Source organism: Streptomyces sp. NPDC007025, from assembly GCF_042869455.1.
In the GTDB taxonomy this organism is placed as follows: Bacteria; Actinomycetota; Actinomycetes; order Streptomycetales; family Streptomycetaceae; genus Streptomyces.
Genome location: NZ_JBIAFT010000010.1, coordinates 216,932 through 232,560, shown reverse-complemented (window position 1 = coordinate 232,560; position 15,629 = coordinate 216,932). Strand labels below are relative to the sequence as shown.

Genomic DNA, 15,629 nt, shown 5'->3' with positions numbered 1-15,629 from the left:
CCGGGGCAAACCTGGCAGATCCTGGCGGCTGCAATGTGGCCTGAATCACTCTCGATCAGGCATTGTGGTATGAGACGTCAACGTTTGGGCGGGATGGAAGGCCGGGTACTTGCGTGATCCGGCCCGCCCGTGTGGACTACGGCCCATGCCTCGCGTACACGCGGGGTCGCAACCCCATATTCGCAAGACATGACTGGAGGCAATCCGTGAGCGCGACCGCGGACCACGCGGAGGAGCGGACCAACCCCGCCGCAAGGCTGGGTTTCCAGCCCGGACAGGTGGTCCAGGAGATCGGCTACGACGACGACGTCGACCAGGAGCTCCGCGAGTCCATCGAGGAGATCACCGGCGCGGAACTGGTCGACGAGGATTACGGCGATGTGGCCGACGCCGTGGTGCTGTGGTTCCGCGACGAGGACGGCGACCTGACGGACGCGCTGGTGGACGCCACCACGATGATCGACGAAGGTGCCCCCGTCTGGCTGCTGACCCCCAAGACGGGCCGCGAGGGCTACGTGGAGCCCAGCGACATCGGTGAGGCATCCCAGACCGCCGGGCTCTCCCAGACCAAGAGCTTCAACGCGGCCAAGGACTGGACGGGCAGCCGCCTGGTCACCCCGAAGGGCTCCCCGAACAAGCGCTGACCGGCGCTTGCGTCCCGCATCGGTACACCACGGACGGTGCTGCGCGAGGACGGCGCCCGTTCCCGGGCCCTCCCTCTGCGTCGGCTGCCGCCCCATACCGCCTCATGACCGCCTCCGGTGCGTGTCCGACGCGTTCCGACGCGAACGAACCGAGCCCCTGACCGGCCCCCGGCCGGCAGGGGCTCGGTGCATAGGGTGGGGGCGACCGTTTCCGCCCACCGAAGGGAACCCGCCATGGCGATCGAGGCCGGTACCAAGGCACCCGACATCGAGCTCAAGGACCAGCACGGCCAGACCGTGCGGCTCTCGGACTACCAGGGTGAGAAGAACGTCGTCCTGCTCTTCTACCCGTTCGCCTTCACCGGCGTGTGCACCGGGGAGCTGTGCGCCCTGCGGGACGAGCTTCCCCGCTTCGTCAACGACGACGTGCAGTTGCTGGCGGTCTCCAACGACTCGCCGTTCGCGCTGCGCGTCTTCGCCGAGCAGGAGGGGCTGGAGTACCCGTTGCTGTCCGACTTCTGGCCGCACGGTGCGGCGTCGCGCGCCTACGGAGTGTTCGACGAGGAGAAGGGTTGCGCGGTGCGCGGCACCTTCATCATCGACAAGGAGGGCACCGTGCGCTGGACCGTCGTCAACGGGCTGCCCGACGCGCGGGACCTCAAGGAGTACGAGCGGGAGCTCGAGAAGCTCTGACGGCCGGCCGGGCCGTCGCGCCGGGGCGCGCCTCCGAGCGCTCCGGCAACGCTCGGAACACCCCCGATTCCGCTCGGTAAGAGGGCTGTGTCCCGGGGAACCGCTCACTAGGATCGAATCGTTGATCCGACGGCATCCGAAAACGGGGGCACGCGGTGTCCTCACGAAACAACTGACCAGGAGGACTCGTGGGAGTCAGCCTCAGCAAGGGCGGCAACGTCTCGCTGACCAAGGAAGCGCCCAACCTGACCGCGGTCATCGTCGGTCTCGGCTGGGACGCCCGTACGACCACCGGCAGCGACTTCGACCTCGACGCGAGCGCCCTGCTGACGAACGCGGAGGGCAAGGTCGCCAACGACCAGAACTTCGTGTTCTTCAACAACCTCAAGAGCCCCGACGGCTCCGTCGAGCACACCGGTGACAACCTCACCGGCGAGGGCGAAGGCGACGACGAGGTCATCAAGGTGAACCTCGCCGGGGTGCCGGCCGAGGTCGAGAAGATCGTCTTCCCCGTCTCGATCTACGAGGCGGAGAGCCGCCAGCAGAGCTTCGGCCAGGTGCGGAACGCCTACATCCGGGTCGTCAACCAGGCCGACAACGCCGAGCTGGCGCGCTACGACCTCAGCGAGGACGCGTCGACCGAGACGGCGATGGTCTTCGGTGAGCTCTACCGGCACGGTGCGGAGTGGAAGTTCCGTGCCATCGGCCAGGGCTACGCCTCGGGCCTGCGCGGCATCGCGCAGGACTTCGGCGTGAACGTCTGAGGAAAACCGCAGGGCACGCGCCCACCGGCCCGGTCGGCGGGCCGAGGGGCCGCCCCTGCCGGAGACCGGCAGCCACGGGCGCCGCAGACTTCCGTGCCCCGGAGGTGTGCGGCGCCTGGTGGTACGGAGAGACTGGACGCACTGTGGCGTGGGCCGCACGGCCGAGCCACCAGCCGGGGAGAGGACCAGAAACATGAGCGTCACGCTCGCCAAAGGGGGAAACGTCTCCCTCTCGAAGGCCGCACCGAACCTGACCCAGGCGCGGGTCGGTCTGGGCTGGAAGGCCCGATCCACCACGGGCGCCGACTTCGACCTCGACGCCAGCGCACTGCTGTGCTCCGGCGGCCGGGTCCTCGGCGACGAGTTCTTCATCTTCTACAACAACCTCAAGAGCCCGGACGGCTCCGTCGAGCACACCGGCGACGAGCTGGTGGGCGGCACCGGGAGCGACGACGACGAGACGGTCCTGGTGGACCTTCCGCTGGTGCCGGCGCAGGTGGACAAGATCGTCTTCGCTGTCTCGATCTACGAGGCCGAGAGCCGGCACCAGACCTTCGGACAGGTCGCCGAGGCGTACATCCGCGTCGTCAACCAGGAGGACGGCATCGAGCTGGCCCGCTACGACCTCACCGAGGACGCCTCTTCCGAGACAGCGATGATCTTCGGGGAGCTTTACCGTTACAGCGGGGAATGGAAGTTCCGTGCCGTCGGCCAGGGGTATGCGTCGGGCCTGCGGGGCATCGCTCTAGACTTCGGCGTCAATGTCGCCTAGACGACTTCGGGGTCGCAGTCGTCACAGGGCTCTCGCCCTGATGTGAACCTATGCAGACCGGACAGCGGATTGGGAAGCCAGTGCTCCTGAAAACCTTTGGCTGGTCCTTCGGCGTCACCGCCGTCGGACTGGCCGCAGCGGCGTTCTTCTGGGGGTGGGAGGCGTTCGCCCTCGTGGCGATCCTTTCCGTCCTGGAGATCTCCCTGTCGTTCGACAACGCGGTCGTCAACGCGGGCGTGCTGAAGAAGATGAATGCCTTCTGGCAGAAGATCTTCCTCACCGTCGGCATTCTGATCGCGGTATTCGGCATGCGGCTGGTCTTCCCGGTCATCATTGTCGCCATCAGCGCGCAGGTCGATCCGATCGAGGCCGTACGGGTCGCGCTGGACAACCCCGACCGCTACGAGCAGTTGGTCACGGACGCGCATCCGGCCATCGCGGCGTTCGGCGGGATGTTCCTGCTGATGATCTTCCTCGACTTCATCCTCGAGGAGCGGGAGGAGACCTGGGTCGGCTGGCTGGAGCGCCCGCTCGCCCGGCTCTCCAAGATCGACGGGCTCTCCGTCTGCATCGCCCTGATCGCCCTGCTGGTCACGGCGACCACGCTGGCCACCACCGCGCACCAGCACGCCGGGCACGCGGACAAGTCGGGCACGGTGCTGCTCTCGGGCGTCGCCGGACTCATCACCTATCTGATCGTCAACGGACTCTCCGGCCACTTCGAGGACAAACTCGAAGAGGAGGAGGAGCGCGAGCAGGAGGAGGAAGAGCAGGCCAAGAAGGCGGGGAAGCAGCCCTCGGCCGTCGGACTGGCCGGCAAGGCGGCCTTCTTCATGTTCCTCTACCTCGAGGTCCTGGACGCGTCGTTCTCCTTCGACGGCGTCATCGGCGCCTTCGCGGTCACCAACCAGATCTTCTGGATGGCGCTCGGCCTGGGCATCGGCGCGATGTACGTCCGCTCGCTCACGGTCTACCTGGTGCGCCAGGGCACTCTGGACGACTACATCTACCTGGAGCACGGTGCGCACTACGCCATCGGCGCCCTGTCGGTGATCCTGCTCGTCACCGTCAAGTACCAGATCAACGAAGTGATCACCGGCCTGGTCGGCGTCGTGCTGATCGCGCTCTCCTTCTGGTCGTCGCTGCGCCGCAACCGCGCCCTCGAGGCGGCCGGGGGCGACGGGGACGGCGGGAGCGACGGGGAGGATCCAGAGCAATCCGAGGTCACCGCGCGCGTGTGACCGGCTGCTGATTGAGGAACGCTCCCAGCGGGGCGGCTTCCGTGACGGTGCGGGCCGAAGGGGTCCGCGCGGCCGCCCCGGAGCCGCCCCGCTGCGGTGCGTCGGGGCTCGAGCGCGAGTGGGGGTGCGGGATGGTCTCCCTGTGGGAGAACTGGCGGCGGGGTGTGGGCATGTCCCGGCGCGGACCCAAGTTCGACACGGTCGGCGGTCCTTCGACGTATGCGATGGAGCTGACCAAGCGGCACGCGGAGCTGTCGCTGACCAAGCAGGGCGCCGACAGCGGCAGCCTGCAGGTCAACCTCTCCTGGCGAATGCGCAGTTCGGACCTGGAGGGGGTCGGCCGGCGGACCGGCGGTTCGCTCCGGCACCCGCTCAGAGCGTTCAAACCGACCGTGGTGCAGGCCCATACCCAGGGCGTCGTCAACGTCGACCTGGATCTGGCGTGCATGTACGAGCTGACGGACGGCACCAAGGGCGTCGTCCAGCCGCTCGGCAATTTCCTGGGGGACTGGAACGCGCCCCCCTACATCAAGCTCACCGGTGACGACCGGTTCGGCTCGCCCTCCGGGGAGACGCTCTACGTCAACCTCGACCACCGGGACGAGTTGAAGCGGCTGCTCTTCTTCGTCTACATCTACGACGGCACCCCGGCCTTCGACCGGACGCACGCGATCGTCACGCTCATCCCCAGCAACGGACCGCATGTGGAGGTGGGGCTGGACGAGCGCGCTCCGCAGGCCCGCTCGTGCGCCGTGCTGCTGATGGAGAACGTCAAGGGCGAGCTGAAGGTGCGCCGCGAAGTCCGCTACGTCTACGGCTTCCAGGCGGAGCTGGACCGGCTCTACGGCTGGGGGCTGCAGTGGGGCCGGGGCTACAAGACGCAGAAGGTCTGAGCCCGGCGGCCGGCCCCCGCCGGCTGTCCCCATCCGCCGGTCCTCCGCCGCGACGCCCTGACGCGGCCACGCGGCGCTCCCGGCGCCTCGACGCCGCGCCCCACGCCGCGGCACCGCCGTGACACGGGTGGGGCACGGAGCCGACGAGGCCCCGGCCGGTACGGACCGGCGGGGCCTCGTCGGCTCCGTGCTCAGCGGTTCAGGAACTGCGGGCCCTGGGGTGGCAGCGCGAACGCCGGGTCCGGCTGCGGGTAGCCGTAGGCGGGCTGCGGGTAGCCGTAGGCCGGCTGGGTGGCGGGCGGCTGCTGGGGCGGGTGGTGCGGCGGCTGCGGGAAGCCGTAGCCGGGGGGCTGCTCCGGCGGGGCCGGGACGCCCGCCACGCCCTGGGGCCCGAACGGCGGCGCACCGGGCGGAGCGCCGGGCGGCGGCACCTGCGCGGTGACGGCCGAGGCCGACACGCCGGCCGGATCCGGCTGCGGCTCCGGGGGCTCCGGCGCGGGAGGCTGTGGCGGCGGCGCGGGATCCGGCCCGGGCACGGGACCGGGGCCGGGGGTGGGCCCCGGCGGCGGACCCGGCGGCACCGGCTCGGGGCCGGGCTCCGGCGGCGGCCCGGGCTCCGGGTGCGGCTCGGGCGGTACCGGGTCGGGCTCCGGGAAGCCCGGCTCGGGCGGCGGCTGGGGCACAGTCCCGGCGGGTGAGCCGAGCCGGAAGTCCTCGGAGCCGAGCGTGTCGGGCCGGGGGGTGTGGGCCACGGTCGCGTCCGGATCGTGCTCCGGAGAGTGCGCCTGGCCGGTGCGCTGCCCTGGTCCGGTCTGGGCGGCCTCGCTCTCGTCGACGGTGATGCCGAACTCGGTGGCGAGCCCGACCAGCCCGGTGTCGTAGCCCTGCCCCAGCGCGCGGAATTTCCAGCTGTCCCCGCGCCGGTAGAGCTCGCCGCAGACCATGGCCGTCTCGCCGCCTGTCTCCGGTTCGATGTCGAAACGGGCGAGGAGCGCTCCGCCGGGCCCGGCCTCGGTTCCGCCGTCCGGGTCGGCCGCGTCGTGCAGCAGCAGCCGCAGTTCCCGGACGGCGGCGAAGCTGCCGCCGTCCGCGGAGGCGGCCAGCAGCACGCGGTCCACGGAGGCGTCCAGCGCACCCAGGTCGGCCTCGACAGTGTCGCGCAGCCCCTCGGGCTCACGCTTCTTGGCCAGGTGCCGCACCAGTCCCGAGGGGTGGCGCGGCTGGTTGTAGAAGATGAAGTCGTCGTCGGAGCGGACCTTGCCGTCCGGGCCGAGCAGCAGAGCCGAGGCATCGACATCCGGTACTCCGGCGCCGGGGGCCCAGCAGAGCACGGCGCGTACCGTCCTGGACTCCAGCGGGATGTTCGACCCCTTCGTCATCGCGTGCGTCATGTCCTCATCCTGCCCCCGGACCGACCCCCTCGACAACGCGGGACGTGCCGCGGTGGCGACGGGGCGTGGTCGTGGGGGCGCCCGGCGGCTCCGGAGCGGGGGCCGGGTGCGGCCGCTGCCGAGGCAGGGGAACTCGTGACCGATGCTCGAACGTACGATGAGCAGCGACGCGGCACCACGGCGGCCCCGGCAGGACCACCGCCACCGCGTGACGCCACAGGTACGCCGGAGCGACGCGCACGGGCGCCGGGACGGCGGGACGGGGATATCCATGCGGCATTTCAGGCATCTGACGCCTGAGCGCCGAAGCGCGCTCTTCCACCGTGAGCCTGCCGAGTTCACTTCCGAAGCGGACGCCGGCACCCTCGCGGTCGCGCTCGGCGCCACTCTCTACAGCCCGGCCACCAGGCCCGCGCTCGCCGGCGACGTGCTCAAGCAGGCGGCGCGCGGCGTGGTCTCGATGGTGCTCTGCCTGGAGGACTCGATCGCGGACGCCGAGGTGCCGCCGGCCGAGGCGAACCTCGTCGGCCAGCTCCGGGAGCTGGCGGACCGGGCCGCGGCGGACGAGTTGCCGTTGCTGTTCGTCCGGGTGCGGGAGTCCCGGCAGATCACCGATCTGGTGCGCAGGCTGGGCCCGGCGGCACGGCTGCTGTCGGGTTTCGTGCTGCCCAAGTTCACCGCGGACCGCTCGGTGCCGTTCCTGGAGGCGCTCACCGAGGCGGAGGCGGCGTGCGAGCGGCGGCTGTTCGCGATGCCTGTCCTGGAGTCGCCCGAGCTGCTGCACCGGGAGACCCGCACGGACGCGCTCGCCGGGATCGCCCGCACCCTGGAGAAGTACCGCGAGCGGGTCCTCGCGCTGCGGCTGGGCGTCACCGACTTCTGCGCCGCCTACGGGCTGCGGCGCACACCGGAGATGACCGCCTACGACGTGCAGATCGTCGCCTCGGTCATCGCGGACGTGGTGAACGTGCTGGGCAGGGCCGACGGAACCGGCTTCACGGTGACCGGGCCCGTATGGGAATATTTCCGGCAGCACGAGAGGATGTTCAAGCCGCAGTTGCGGCGGAGCCCCTTCCTGAGCGGCCGCGCCGAGGACGTGCGCGCCGCGCTGATCGAGCACGATCTGGACGGTCTGCTGCGCGAGATCGAGCTGGACCGGGCGAACGGCCTGCTGGGCAAGACCTGCATCCACCCCTCGCACGTGGCTCCCGTACATGCGCTGTCGGTCGTCAGCCACGAGGAGTTCTGCGATGCGACCGATGTGCTGCGCCCCGAGCGCGGCGGTGGCGGAGTGGTCCGCTCCGCGTATACGAACAAGATGAACGAGGTGAAGCCGCACCGGGCCTGGGCCGAGCGCACACTGCTGCGCGGTGAGGTCTTCGGGGTGGCGCGTGAGGGCGTGAGTTTCGTGGAACTGCTGGCGGCGGGAGTCAAGTGAACGCGAGCGTACGGGAGGCCGGTGCGGCCGAGACGGGGGCCGGGACCGGCCCGCACACCGCAGCGGCGACGGACCCGCAGGGGTGGACGGGCACCTGGGTGGCCGAACGGCTCGGGGTGCGGCTGGAGGACGAGGGGCTGCGCGGGCTCCTGGGCCTGGCACTGCGGCGCAACCCCAAGCGCGCCCACCTGCTGGTCTCCACCGTCCTGGGCAAGCATGTTCCGCAGCGCCCCTCGGCGGTCCTGGGGGCGGGCCGCCGTCTGGGGGAGCGGGTGCGTGAGCGGCTCGGCGCAGCGGAGGCCGCCCGCTCCGTGGTGCTCGGCTTCGCGGAGACCGCGACCGGACTGGGACTCACCGTCGCGCACGGCATGGGCAGCCGTGCGAGCGCGCTGCATTCCACGCGGCGCCCGGTGCCGGGGGTGGCCCGGTACGGCGGTTTCGAGGAGGAGCACAGCCACGCCACTTCGCACCTGCTGCTGCCCGAGGAGCCGGACGCGCTGCGCACCGGCGGGCCACTGGTGCTGGTGGACGACGAGCTCTCCACCGGCCGGACGGTGCGCAACACCGTCGCCGCGCTGCACGCCGCCCACCCCCGCGACCGGTATGTGGTGGCCGCATTGGTCGACACGCGCGGTGGCGCGGACGTGGCGGCGCTGGAGAAGTTCGCAGCCGAGCTGGGCGCCCGCATCGACGTGGTGGCGCTGGCTGCGGGCCGGGTGGGGCTCCCCGACGACGTGCTGGAGCGCGGCCGGGAGCTGGTCGCCGCGCACCGCGACGCACCGCATCCGGCGCCGCCGCCGGAGGCGCGGGGCGCCGTGCGCCGGGCGGAGACGGACTGGCCGCAGGGGCTTCCGGACGGCGCGCGGCACGGCTTCGGGCCGCGCGAGCAGCTCCGCCTGGAGGCGGCGCTGCCGGGCATGGCCGAGCGAGTGCTCTCCGCGCTGGACTGCGCCGGGGCGCCGCCCGCGGAGGGCGCGGCCCCGGCGGAGCGCGGCCAGGGCGCGCCGCCCCGCGTCCTGGTCCTCGGCAGCGAGGAGCTGATGTACGTGCCGCTGATGCTCGCGGCCGAGCTGGAACGGCGCACCGAGGGGCGGGCGGAGATCCGCTTCTCCACCACGACCCGCTCGCCCGTCCTGGCCGTCGACGACCCCGGGTATGCGATACGCACCGCGCTGCGCTTCCCCGCGCACGACCTGCCGCCCCACGAGGGACCGGACAGCACGGACGGCGGGACCGGCCCGGACGGCCACACTGACCGCTACGCCTACAACATCGCCGGCCAGGGCTTCGACGCCGTCGTCGCGGTCGTGGACAGCGTGGGCGACACTCCCGCGCTGCACGCCCCCGGAGGGCTGCTGGACCAGCTCGCCGGATGCGCCCCGGAGGTGGTGCTGTCCGTCGTTCCCTCCTACGTCCCGGACGGCACCACCCCGCGCCTTCCCGCGCCGCTGCACGGCCCGGACTTCTCCTCGTACGCGCACGACGAGGTCGCGTGGCTGCTGCGCGATCTGTCCGACGTCGAACTGGAGGCGCCCACCGAGGAGCGCGAGGAGGCCATCCAGGCGGGCGGCGCGCACTACGCGGAGTCGCTGCCCGTGGAGTACCAGCCGTCCGCGGAGTACCAGCGGCTCTTCCACGACGCGCTGGAGTCCGCGGCCGAGCGGCTGGCCCGCGCGGTCGGCACCGTCACCGAGACGGTGCTCGCCGAACGCGGGCCGCGCCCCGTGCTGGTCTCGCTGGCCCGGGCGGGTACGCCCGTCGGGGTGCTGATGCGCCGCTGGGCGCACTACGCGCACGGTCTGGACCTGCCGCACTACGCCGTCTCGATCGTCCGCGGCCGCGGCATCGACACCAACGCACTGGCCTACCTGGCGGCCCACCACGATCCGGCCGACGTCGTCTTCGTCGACGGCTGGACGGGCAAGGGCGCCATCACCCACGAGCTGGCCCGGGCCCTCGCCGCGCACCCCCGGTTCGACCCGGAGCTGGCGGTGCTGGCCGACCCGGGCTCCTGCGTGCGCACGTTCGGCACCCGGGAGGACTTCCTCATCCCCTCCGCCTGCCTCAACTCGACCGTCTCCGGACTGATCTCCCGCACCGTGCTGCGCGCCGACCTGGTGGGCCCGCACGACTTCCACGGCGCGAAGTTCTACCGCGAGCTGTCCGGGAGCGACCTGTCGGGGCACTTCGTGGACACGGTCTCGGCGTGCTTCCCCGTGGTCCGGGCGGACGCCGTCCGGGACGCCGCAGCGGCGGCCTCCGCGAACCGCACACCCACCTGGGCGGGCTGGCGGGCCGTGGAGGAGATCAGCGAGGCGTACGGCATCGGGGACGTGAACCTGATCAAACCGGGCGTCGGTGAGACCACCCGGGTCCTGCTGCGCCGCGTCCCGTGGCGCATCCTGGCGCGGCGCGGCGCGGGCACCGACCTCGACCACGTACGGCTGCTGGCCGCCCAGCGCGGCGTACCCGTCGAGGAGGTCGACGAGCTGCCCTACAGCTGTGTCGGCATCGTCCACCCCCGCTACACGCGCGGTGCCACCGGCGCCGACGGAAAGGCCGCACGATGAATCCGGCGCCACTGGACCCGGTCACGGGCACCGGCGCGGCCACGGCTCCGGACAAGGGCACGGACGCGGCCCCGGGCCGGTGCGCGGGAACACCCCCGGCCGCGGGCAGCACCCTGGTCGCCAGCGATCTGGACCGCACGCTCATCTACTCCGCCGCGGCGCTGGAACTGACCATGCCCGACGCGCGGGCCCCCCGGCTGCTGTGCGTCGAGACGTACGAGAGCCGTCCGCTGTCCTTCATGACGGAGGACGCCGCCCGGCTACTGACCGAGCTCGCCGACCGCACCGTCTTCGTGCCCGCCACCACCCGGACCCCCGACCAGTACCGCCGGGTGCGGCTGCCCGGCCCGCAGCCCCGCTTCGCGGTCTGCGCCAACGGTGGCCATCTGCTGGTCGACGGGGCGAGCGATCCCGCGTGGCGGGAGCGGGTGCGCGAGCGGCTGACCGCGTGCGCCCCGCTCGATCTGGTCCGCGCCCACATGCTGCGGCAGGCCCGCCCCGAGTGGCTGCTCAAGGAGCGCGTCGCGGACGGACTGTTCGCCTATCTGGTGGTCGACCGGGCGCTGCTGCCCGACTCCTGGGTCCGGGAGCTCGCCGACTGGGCCGGACGGCAGGGCTGGAGCGTCTCCCTGCAGGGGCGCAAGGTCTACGCCGTGCCGAACCCGCTCACCAAGAGCGCCGCCGTCGCCGAGGTGGTCCGCCGGGCCGGCACGGCGCGGACCTTCGCGGCGGGTGACTCCCTGCTCGACGCCGATCTGCTGCGCTTCGCCGACACGGCATGGCGCCCCGCACACGGCGAACTCGCCGACAGCGGTCTGCGGCTGCCGCACTTGCGGGTGCTGCCCGACCGCGGCGTCCTGGCGGGGGAGGCCGTACTGCGCGGGATGGGGTCCGCACTGGCCGAGCCGACCGGACCGGAGACGGTGACGACAGAGACGGTGACGACAGAGACGGTGACGACAGAGACGGTCACCGAGCCGGTGACGGCGAAGCCGAGTGGACCGGAGCCGACCGGACCGGAGCCGGTCGGGGCGCCCGCGGTGGTGCCGGAGGGGTGACCCGGCCCGGTCACCGGTCGCCCCGTCGCCCGCCGTCACCGCCCCCGTTGCCGTCCCTGTCGCCCTCAGCCTCCCGCTGCCCGCCGCCGCCCGGATTCAGCTCGTCCTCCCCGCCGGAGGCCCCGCCCTCCTCCGCGCCGCCGAAGAGCGAGGTCCGGCGCCGCAGCTCCTCGCCCCGCAACCGGGCACGCGTCCGCTGCTCGTTCCGGTCGCGTTCCCGCCGGGCACGGGCGACCTCGTCCACATGGCGCTGCTGCCAGTACGGATTGTCGTGCGGCAGGGCACTGCCCACGCGCCCGTACATCCCGAAGACGAGCAGCAGCAGTCCGACGACAAAGCTGAACAGCACGTTCTGCAGCTCGAACGCGAGCATGTTGAAGCGCGTCTCCAGCAGCGCAAGATTGACGAATCCGCTGAGCAGGAACAGACCGCCGAAAGTGATGTTGAGGCTGGAGGCGAAGTTCCCGCCGCGCACCATCCCGGCGAACAGCACCAGGCCCACGACGACGGAGAGCACGCTGAGCGCGCCGTTCGTGCTCAGGCCGCCCACCTGGTCGCCACCGGTGTCGAAGAACCCGATGTTGTCGGTGAGGCCCAGGATGCCGAAGAACGTCAGGATGACCCCGACCAGGGCCGAGCCCAGCCGGTAGACCCGGCTCAGCTTGTGGTGCACCGGCATGTGCTCGTCCAGGACCCGCCGCCCGCGCGGCAGCACGCGGCGAGGGTGGGAGGCACGGGCGGGGGACGGTGACGCAGCCACGGGGACCCCCTCGGGGCGGCTGGAGAGCGCTCGGCTGTCCCCTCCAGCATCAGCCCGCGGCAGCCCCGCCTCAACAGCGACGCTCGGTGACGGCACGGCCCCCTGGTACGGCCCGGCAGCTCAGGGGCCGCGGTCCGCCGCCTCAGTGGCCCGACGCGCGCTCCTGGCGGATCTGGTCGACCACCTGCTGCACCGTCTCCTTGACCGCGTCCAGCTCGGTCAGCAGGTGCCAGTAGTCCGGGTGGCGGCCGGTGAGCGAGGCGATCGCACGGTCCACCCGCTCCACCGCGTCGTCCAGCGGCTGCGCATGCCGGGGGTCGGGGGTGGCGCGCCCGGCCATCGCGAGCCGCTGCGCGTCGCGGATCGCGAAGCGGGTGCGCTCGACCTCGCCGCTGTGGTCGAAGGAGACCTCGTTGAGCCGCTGCAGCCGGTCCCCGGCGGCCTTCACCGCCTCGTCGGTGGTGTTCAGCAGCGCCCGTACGGTCGACAGCAGTGCCGTCGCGTCCGGCCAGCGCTGCTCCTCGCGGGCCGTGCGGGCCTCCCGCAGCTTCTCGCCCGCCTGCTGTGCCGAGCGCTCCGCCTGCTGCGGCACCTGCTGCAGGTCCTGCCAGCAGGCGGCACTGAACCGCCGCCGCAGCTCGCTGAGAACCGGCTCCACCTGCCCGGCCCGGTTCTGCAGTGCCTCGGTGCGGGTGCGCAGGGAGGCGATCCGCTTGTCGATGTCGGCCGCCCGCTGCGGCAGCCCCTCGGCCTGCGCGCGGATCGCCTCGGCCTCCCGTACGACCTGGTCCGCGCGCTGGACGGTCTCCTGCACCCCGTGCGTACCCGCGCCCTCGTTGAGCTTGGTCAGCTCGGGCGAGAGAGCCGCCAGCCGCGCAGCGAGGTCGTCGGCGCGCAGCCCCTCGGCCCGCACCGCGTCCAGCGCGTTGCTGGCGCCCAGCAGCGACTGCCGGGCCCGCTCGACGGCGGGTGCGAGGCGTGCGAGCTGGTTCTCCGCGCTGCTCAGCAGCGGGCCGAGGCTCTGCGCGAACCGGTCCAGGTCACCCTTGGCCCGCTCCAGCTCGCCGCGCGCCCGGTCCAGCTCGGCGCGGGCACGGGAGGCGGCGGCGCCGTCCAGATCGTCGCGGTCGAGATCGTGGGAGTCGACCGCGCTGATGTAGTCGTGGCTGACGCTGTCGATGCGCCTGCCGAGCTCGGCGAAGTCCGCCGCGGCCTTGCGGCCGGCGGGCGAGCTGTCGACGGCACTGATGGTCTCTATGGAGATGCGCAGCTCGCGCTGGGCGGTGTCGAGTTCGTAGAACGCGGCGGCGGCGGAGTCCTTCGCGGTCTGCGCGTCGGCCCGGAGCTGTTCCGCGCGGCCACTGCCCCAGCCCCAGCGGCGGATTCCACCGCCGTTCATCGCCGTCACGTAACCTCTCCCCGTATGTGCCTGTGACTCCTGGACCGGTGCTCATTCTCCCACCTGGGCTCAACGAACACACGAGCTGATTCGTTCGCGGGGTGCTCCCGCACCGCACGTTTGCACTGTCTGCCACCAGGCAAGGTACGCTGTCGACCCGCACGTGCTCCGGGCGCATAGCTCAGCGGTAGAGCGCCTGCCTTACAAGCAGGATGTCACTGGTTCGATCCCAGTTGTGCCCACTGTGCCGTCAAGGCTCTGACCAGCAACGCAAGGGGTCCCCGCAGAGATCTGCGGGGACCCCTTGCTGTGTACATGTCTCCCCGGGGAGCCAAACCGGGAGCCACGGCTTCGGGTCACTCGGGCTGTGGGTCGTTTTTCTTCGTGATGTCGGCGAAGACGTCGTCCATGGCCTTCGCTCCCTTGCTGATCACTGGGCGGATCTGCTTCCGGTAGACGACCTCCGTCGTGATGGTGCTGCGGTGGCCCACCAGGGGAGCGATGTCCTCGCTCGACAGACCGTGATCCGCGAGCAGCGACACGAAGGTGGTTCGGAGCTCCCGGGTCGTCCAGTCATCCGGATCTTCGACATCAGCCTTCGTCAGCAGCTTCCGCAAGTCGCGCCGCACGTTCCCCGCGGCGAGCTTGCCGCCGTCCCGGGTGGCGAAGACGAGTGCAGAGCTGTCCCACTGCCGCTTCCGGCGAGCGTGGCTCCGTTGCTGCCGAGCGCGGTGCAGTCGCAGGACCTCGGCAGCGTAGGCAGGCAGTGCCAGAGTGCGCCGGCTCCTTCTGGTCTTGGTGTCGCCGTGCCGCCGGGTGGAGCGCCATACCTCCAAGTACGGGCACCACTCCTCTCTCGCGTCGTCCCCCAAGTCCGCAGGAGGGTCCAAATGCACGTGTCCCCAGATGAGGGCCCGCGCCTCTTCCGGGCGGGCGCCCCCGAGAAGTGAGGTGACGACGTAGGCATGTGTTCGGGAGCCTTCGTCCGTCACGAGGATCTTCTTCGCCGTTTCCAGCGAGAATGACTTGCTCTCCCGGCCTTCCAGACCTTCCGGAGTGGTCACGAGCAGGGCGACATTACGCACGGCCCGGTCACGGCGTTGGGCGTGGGTGATTGAGCGCCGCAGGATCGAATGCAGAATGCGCAGGGTCCGCGTGGAGACGTGCTGGGCCCGGTCGTGCAGCCAGTCGTCAACGTCGTCGGCGCTGAGCTCCTTCAACTTCGCCTTGCCGATGAGCGGGATGACGTGCTTTTCCGCGAAGCCGCGGTACAACTCGACCGTCGAATCGTCCCGGCCGGTCAGCCCGCGCTTGAGCCAGTCCTTGACGGCTTCGCCAGCGGTGTAGCGGGCGGGGACTCGCGTGCCGGCGTCCAGCTCCTTCCGCAGCTCCCGGAGCTTCCGCCGGACTTCGGTCTTGGTCTTGCCGGTCACCTTGGGGCGGCGGCGTTTGCCGGACGGGGTGAAGCCATCCGAGATCGCGCCGACGTACCGGTTCTTGGACTTGTCCCAGTAGATCGAGTCCTCACCCTGGCCCCGCTTGTTCTCGCCGTGGTCGGCCATGAGCTGAGTCGTGGTCCTTTCGCACAAGAGCCGGGCCACCCTCGGGTGGCCCGGCTCGGCTTACGAGATGTCTGGATGGACTACGCGGCGAGGTCGGATTCAGCCTCGCGCTTGAGCAGTTCGACGTACTGCTCGATGTACTCGGTCGGAACGAGACGCCGACGACCCACCCGGACGGACTTCAACCGCCCCAACCGGATCTCCTCCCACGTGATCGAGCGCTTCAGGCCGAGCATTCGCCCCGCCTCTTCGACGCTGTGCATTCGGACGGACGGAACTGCCAGGGGGGCACTCGTTCCGATCTCTTCTTCGCTGAGCTTGAGCTTCTGGGGGTGGGCCATGTGTGGCTCCTTCGGGGCTCTCCGTCTCCGGTCTGGGGAATCCGCCACGTCCGCCACGCCGCCACATCGCAGGTCAGAGGGCTGCGGGTGTGGCGGATTGCGG

14 protein-coding genes and 1 tRNA gene are annotated in these 15,629 nt (G+C 71.4%); 10 read left to right on the top strand and 5 right to left on the bottom strand.

The genetic code is table 11. From position 1 onward, the window contains the following. Positions 1-206 precede the first annotated feature (206 nt). From ACFYMO_RS20990 to ACFYMO_RS20965, 6 genes are all read left to right on the top strand, one after another. Positions 207-644 carry a DUF3052 domain-containing protein gene (locus ACFYMO_RS20990; protein WP_074998576.1) on the top strand — a complete coding sequence of 146 codons (438 nt, stop codon included), beginning with the start codon at positions 207-209 and terminating at the stop codon, positions 642-644. A gap of 234 nt (positions 645-878) precedes the next feature. Beyond that, entirely contained in the window at positions 879-1,337 is a 459-nt protein-coding gene (locus ACFYMO_RS20985; protein WP_019356027.1) for a peroxiredoxin, read from the top strand. A gap of 188 nt (positions 1,338-1,525) precedes the next feature. Then, positions 1,526-2,101 (top strand): TerD family protein, encoded by a 576-nt coding sequence (locus tag ACFYMO_RS20980; protein ID WP_366770705.1) that lies wholly within the window; start codon positions 1,526-1,528, stop codon positions 2,099-2,101. Positions 2,102-2,294: 193 nt separating this feature from the next. Next, on the top strand, positions 2,295-2,873 hold the full coding sequence (locus ACFYMO_RS20975) for a TerD family protein (protein WP_366770704.1): 579 nt from the start codon (positions 2,295-2,297) through the stop codon (positions 2,871-2,873). A gap of 80 nt (positions 2,874-2,953) precedes the next feature. Next, positions 2,954-4,114, top strand: a complete 1,161-nt coding sequence (locus ACFYMO_RS20970; RefSeq protein WP_388548038.1) for a DUF475 domain-containing protein — start codon at positions 2,954-2,956, stop codon at positions 4,112-4,114. A gap of 131 nt (positions 4,115-4,245) precedes the next feature. Next, the gene (locus tag ACFYMO_RS20965) at positions 4,246-5,007 is read left to right on the top strand and encodes a Tellurium resistance (protein ID WP_366770702.1); all 762 of its coding nucleotides are present in this window, start codon (positions 4,246-4,248) and stop codon (positions 5,005-5,007) included. Positions 5,008-5,198: 191 nt separating this feature from the next. Here ACFYMO_RS20965 and ACFYMO_RS20960 read toward each other — a convergent pair whose 3' ends face one another. Then, complete coding sequence (locus tag ACFYMO_RS20960; RefSeq protein WP_366770701.1) at positions 5,199-6,398, bottom strand: TerD family protein; 1,200 nt, start codon at positions 6,396-6,398, stop codon at positions 5,199-5,201. Positions 6,399-6,669: 271 nt separating this feature from the next. Here ACFYMO_RS20960 and ACFYMO_RS20955 point away from each other — a divergent pair, with 271 nt between their 5' ends. The 3 genes from ACFYMO_RS20955 to ACFYMO_RS20945 are packed head-to-tail and all read left to right on the top strand — an operon-like array spanning position 6,670 to position 11,464. After that, positions 6,670-7,836: an HpcH/HpaI aldolase/citrate lyase family protein gene (locus ACFYMO_RS20955; protein ID WP_366770700.1), complete on the top strand. Its 1,167-nt coding sequence runs from the start codon at positions 6,670-6,672 to the stop codon at positions 7,834-7,836. After that, a complete protein-coding gene (locus ACFYMO_RS20950) occupies positions 7,833-10,406 on the top strand; it encodes a phosphoribosyltransferase (RefSeq protein WP_388548033.1) in 2,574 nt (857 codons plus the stop codon). Before ACFYMO_RS20955 ends, ACFYMO_RS20950 begins: the two co-directional genes overlap by 4 nt. After that, positions 10,403-11,464, top strand: coding sequence for an HAD family hydrolase (locus tag ACFYMO_RS20945; RefSeq protein WP_388548030.1), 1,062 nt, complete (start codon positions 10,403-10,405; stop codon positions 11,462-11,464). The genes ACFYMO_RS20950 and ACFYMO_RS20945 overlap by 4 nt, the downstream gene beginning before the upstream one ends. A 10-nt stretch (positions 11,465-11,474) precedes the next feature. On the opposite strand, the gene ACFYMO_RS20940 is transcribed toward ACFYMO_RS20945, so the two are convergent. Then, positions 11,475-12,179 carry a DUF4383 domain-containing protein gene (locus ACFYMO_RS20940; RefSeq protein ID WP_388548027.1) on the bottom strand — a complete coding sequence of 235 codons (705 nt, stop codon included), beginning with the start codon at positions 12,177-12,179 and terminating at the stop codon, positions 11,475-11,477. A gap of 187 nt (positions 12,180-12,366) precedes the next feature. After that, complete coding sequence (locus ACFYMO_RS20935; RefSeq protein WP_366770736.1) at positions 12,367-13,623, bottom strand: hypothetical protein; 1,257 nt, start codon at positions 13,621-13,623, stop codon at positions 12,367-12,369. Between the two features lie 170 nt (positions 13,624-13,793). Here ACFYMO_RS20935 and ACFYMO_RS20930 point away from each other — a divergent pair. Then, positions 13,794-13,865: transfer RNA gene (locus ACFYMO_RS20930), tRNA-Val, on the top strand. A gap of 114 nt (positions 13,866-13,979) precedes the next feature. Here the strand turns inward: ACFYMO_RS20930 and ACFYMO_RS20925 are convergent. Both ACFYMO_RS20925 and ACFYMO_RS20920 read right to left on the bottom strand, forming a co-directional pair. Beyond that, the gene (locus ACFYMO_RS20925) at positions 13,980-15,185 is read right to left on the bottom strand and encodes a tyrosine-type recombinase/integrase (protein WP_388548024.1); all 1,206 of its coding nucleotides are present in this window, start codon (positions 15,183-15,185) and stop codon (positions 13,980-13,982) included. A gap of 80 nt (positions 15,186-15,265) precedes the next feature. Beyond that, a complete protein-coding gene (locus tag ACFYMO_RS20920; protein ID WP_388548021.1) occupies positions 15,266-15,526 on the bottom strand; it encodes an excisionase family DNA-binding protein in 261 nt (86 codons plus the stop codon). Positions 15,527-15,629 lie beyond the last annotated feature (103 nt).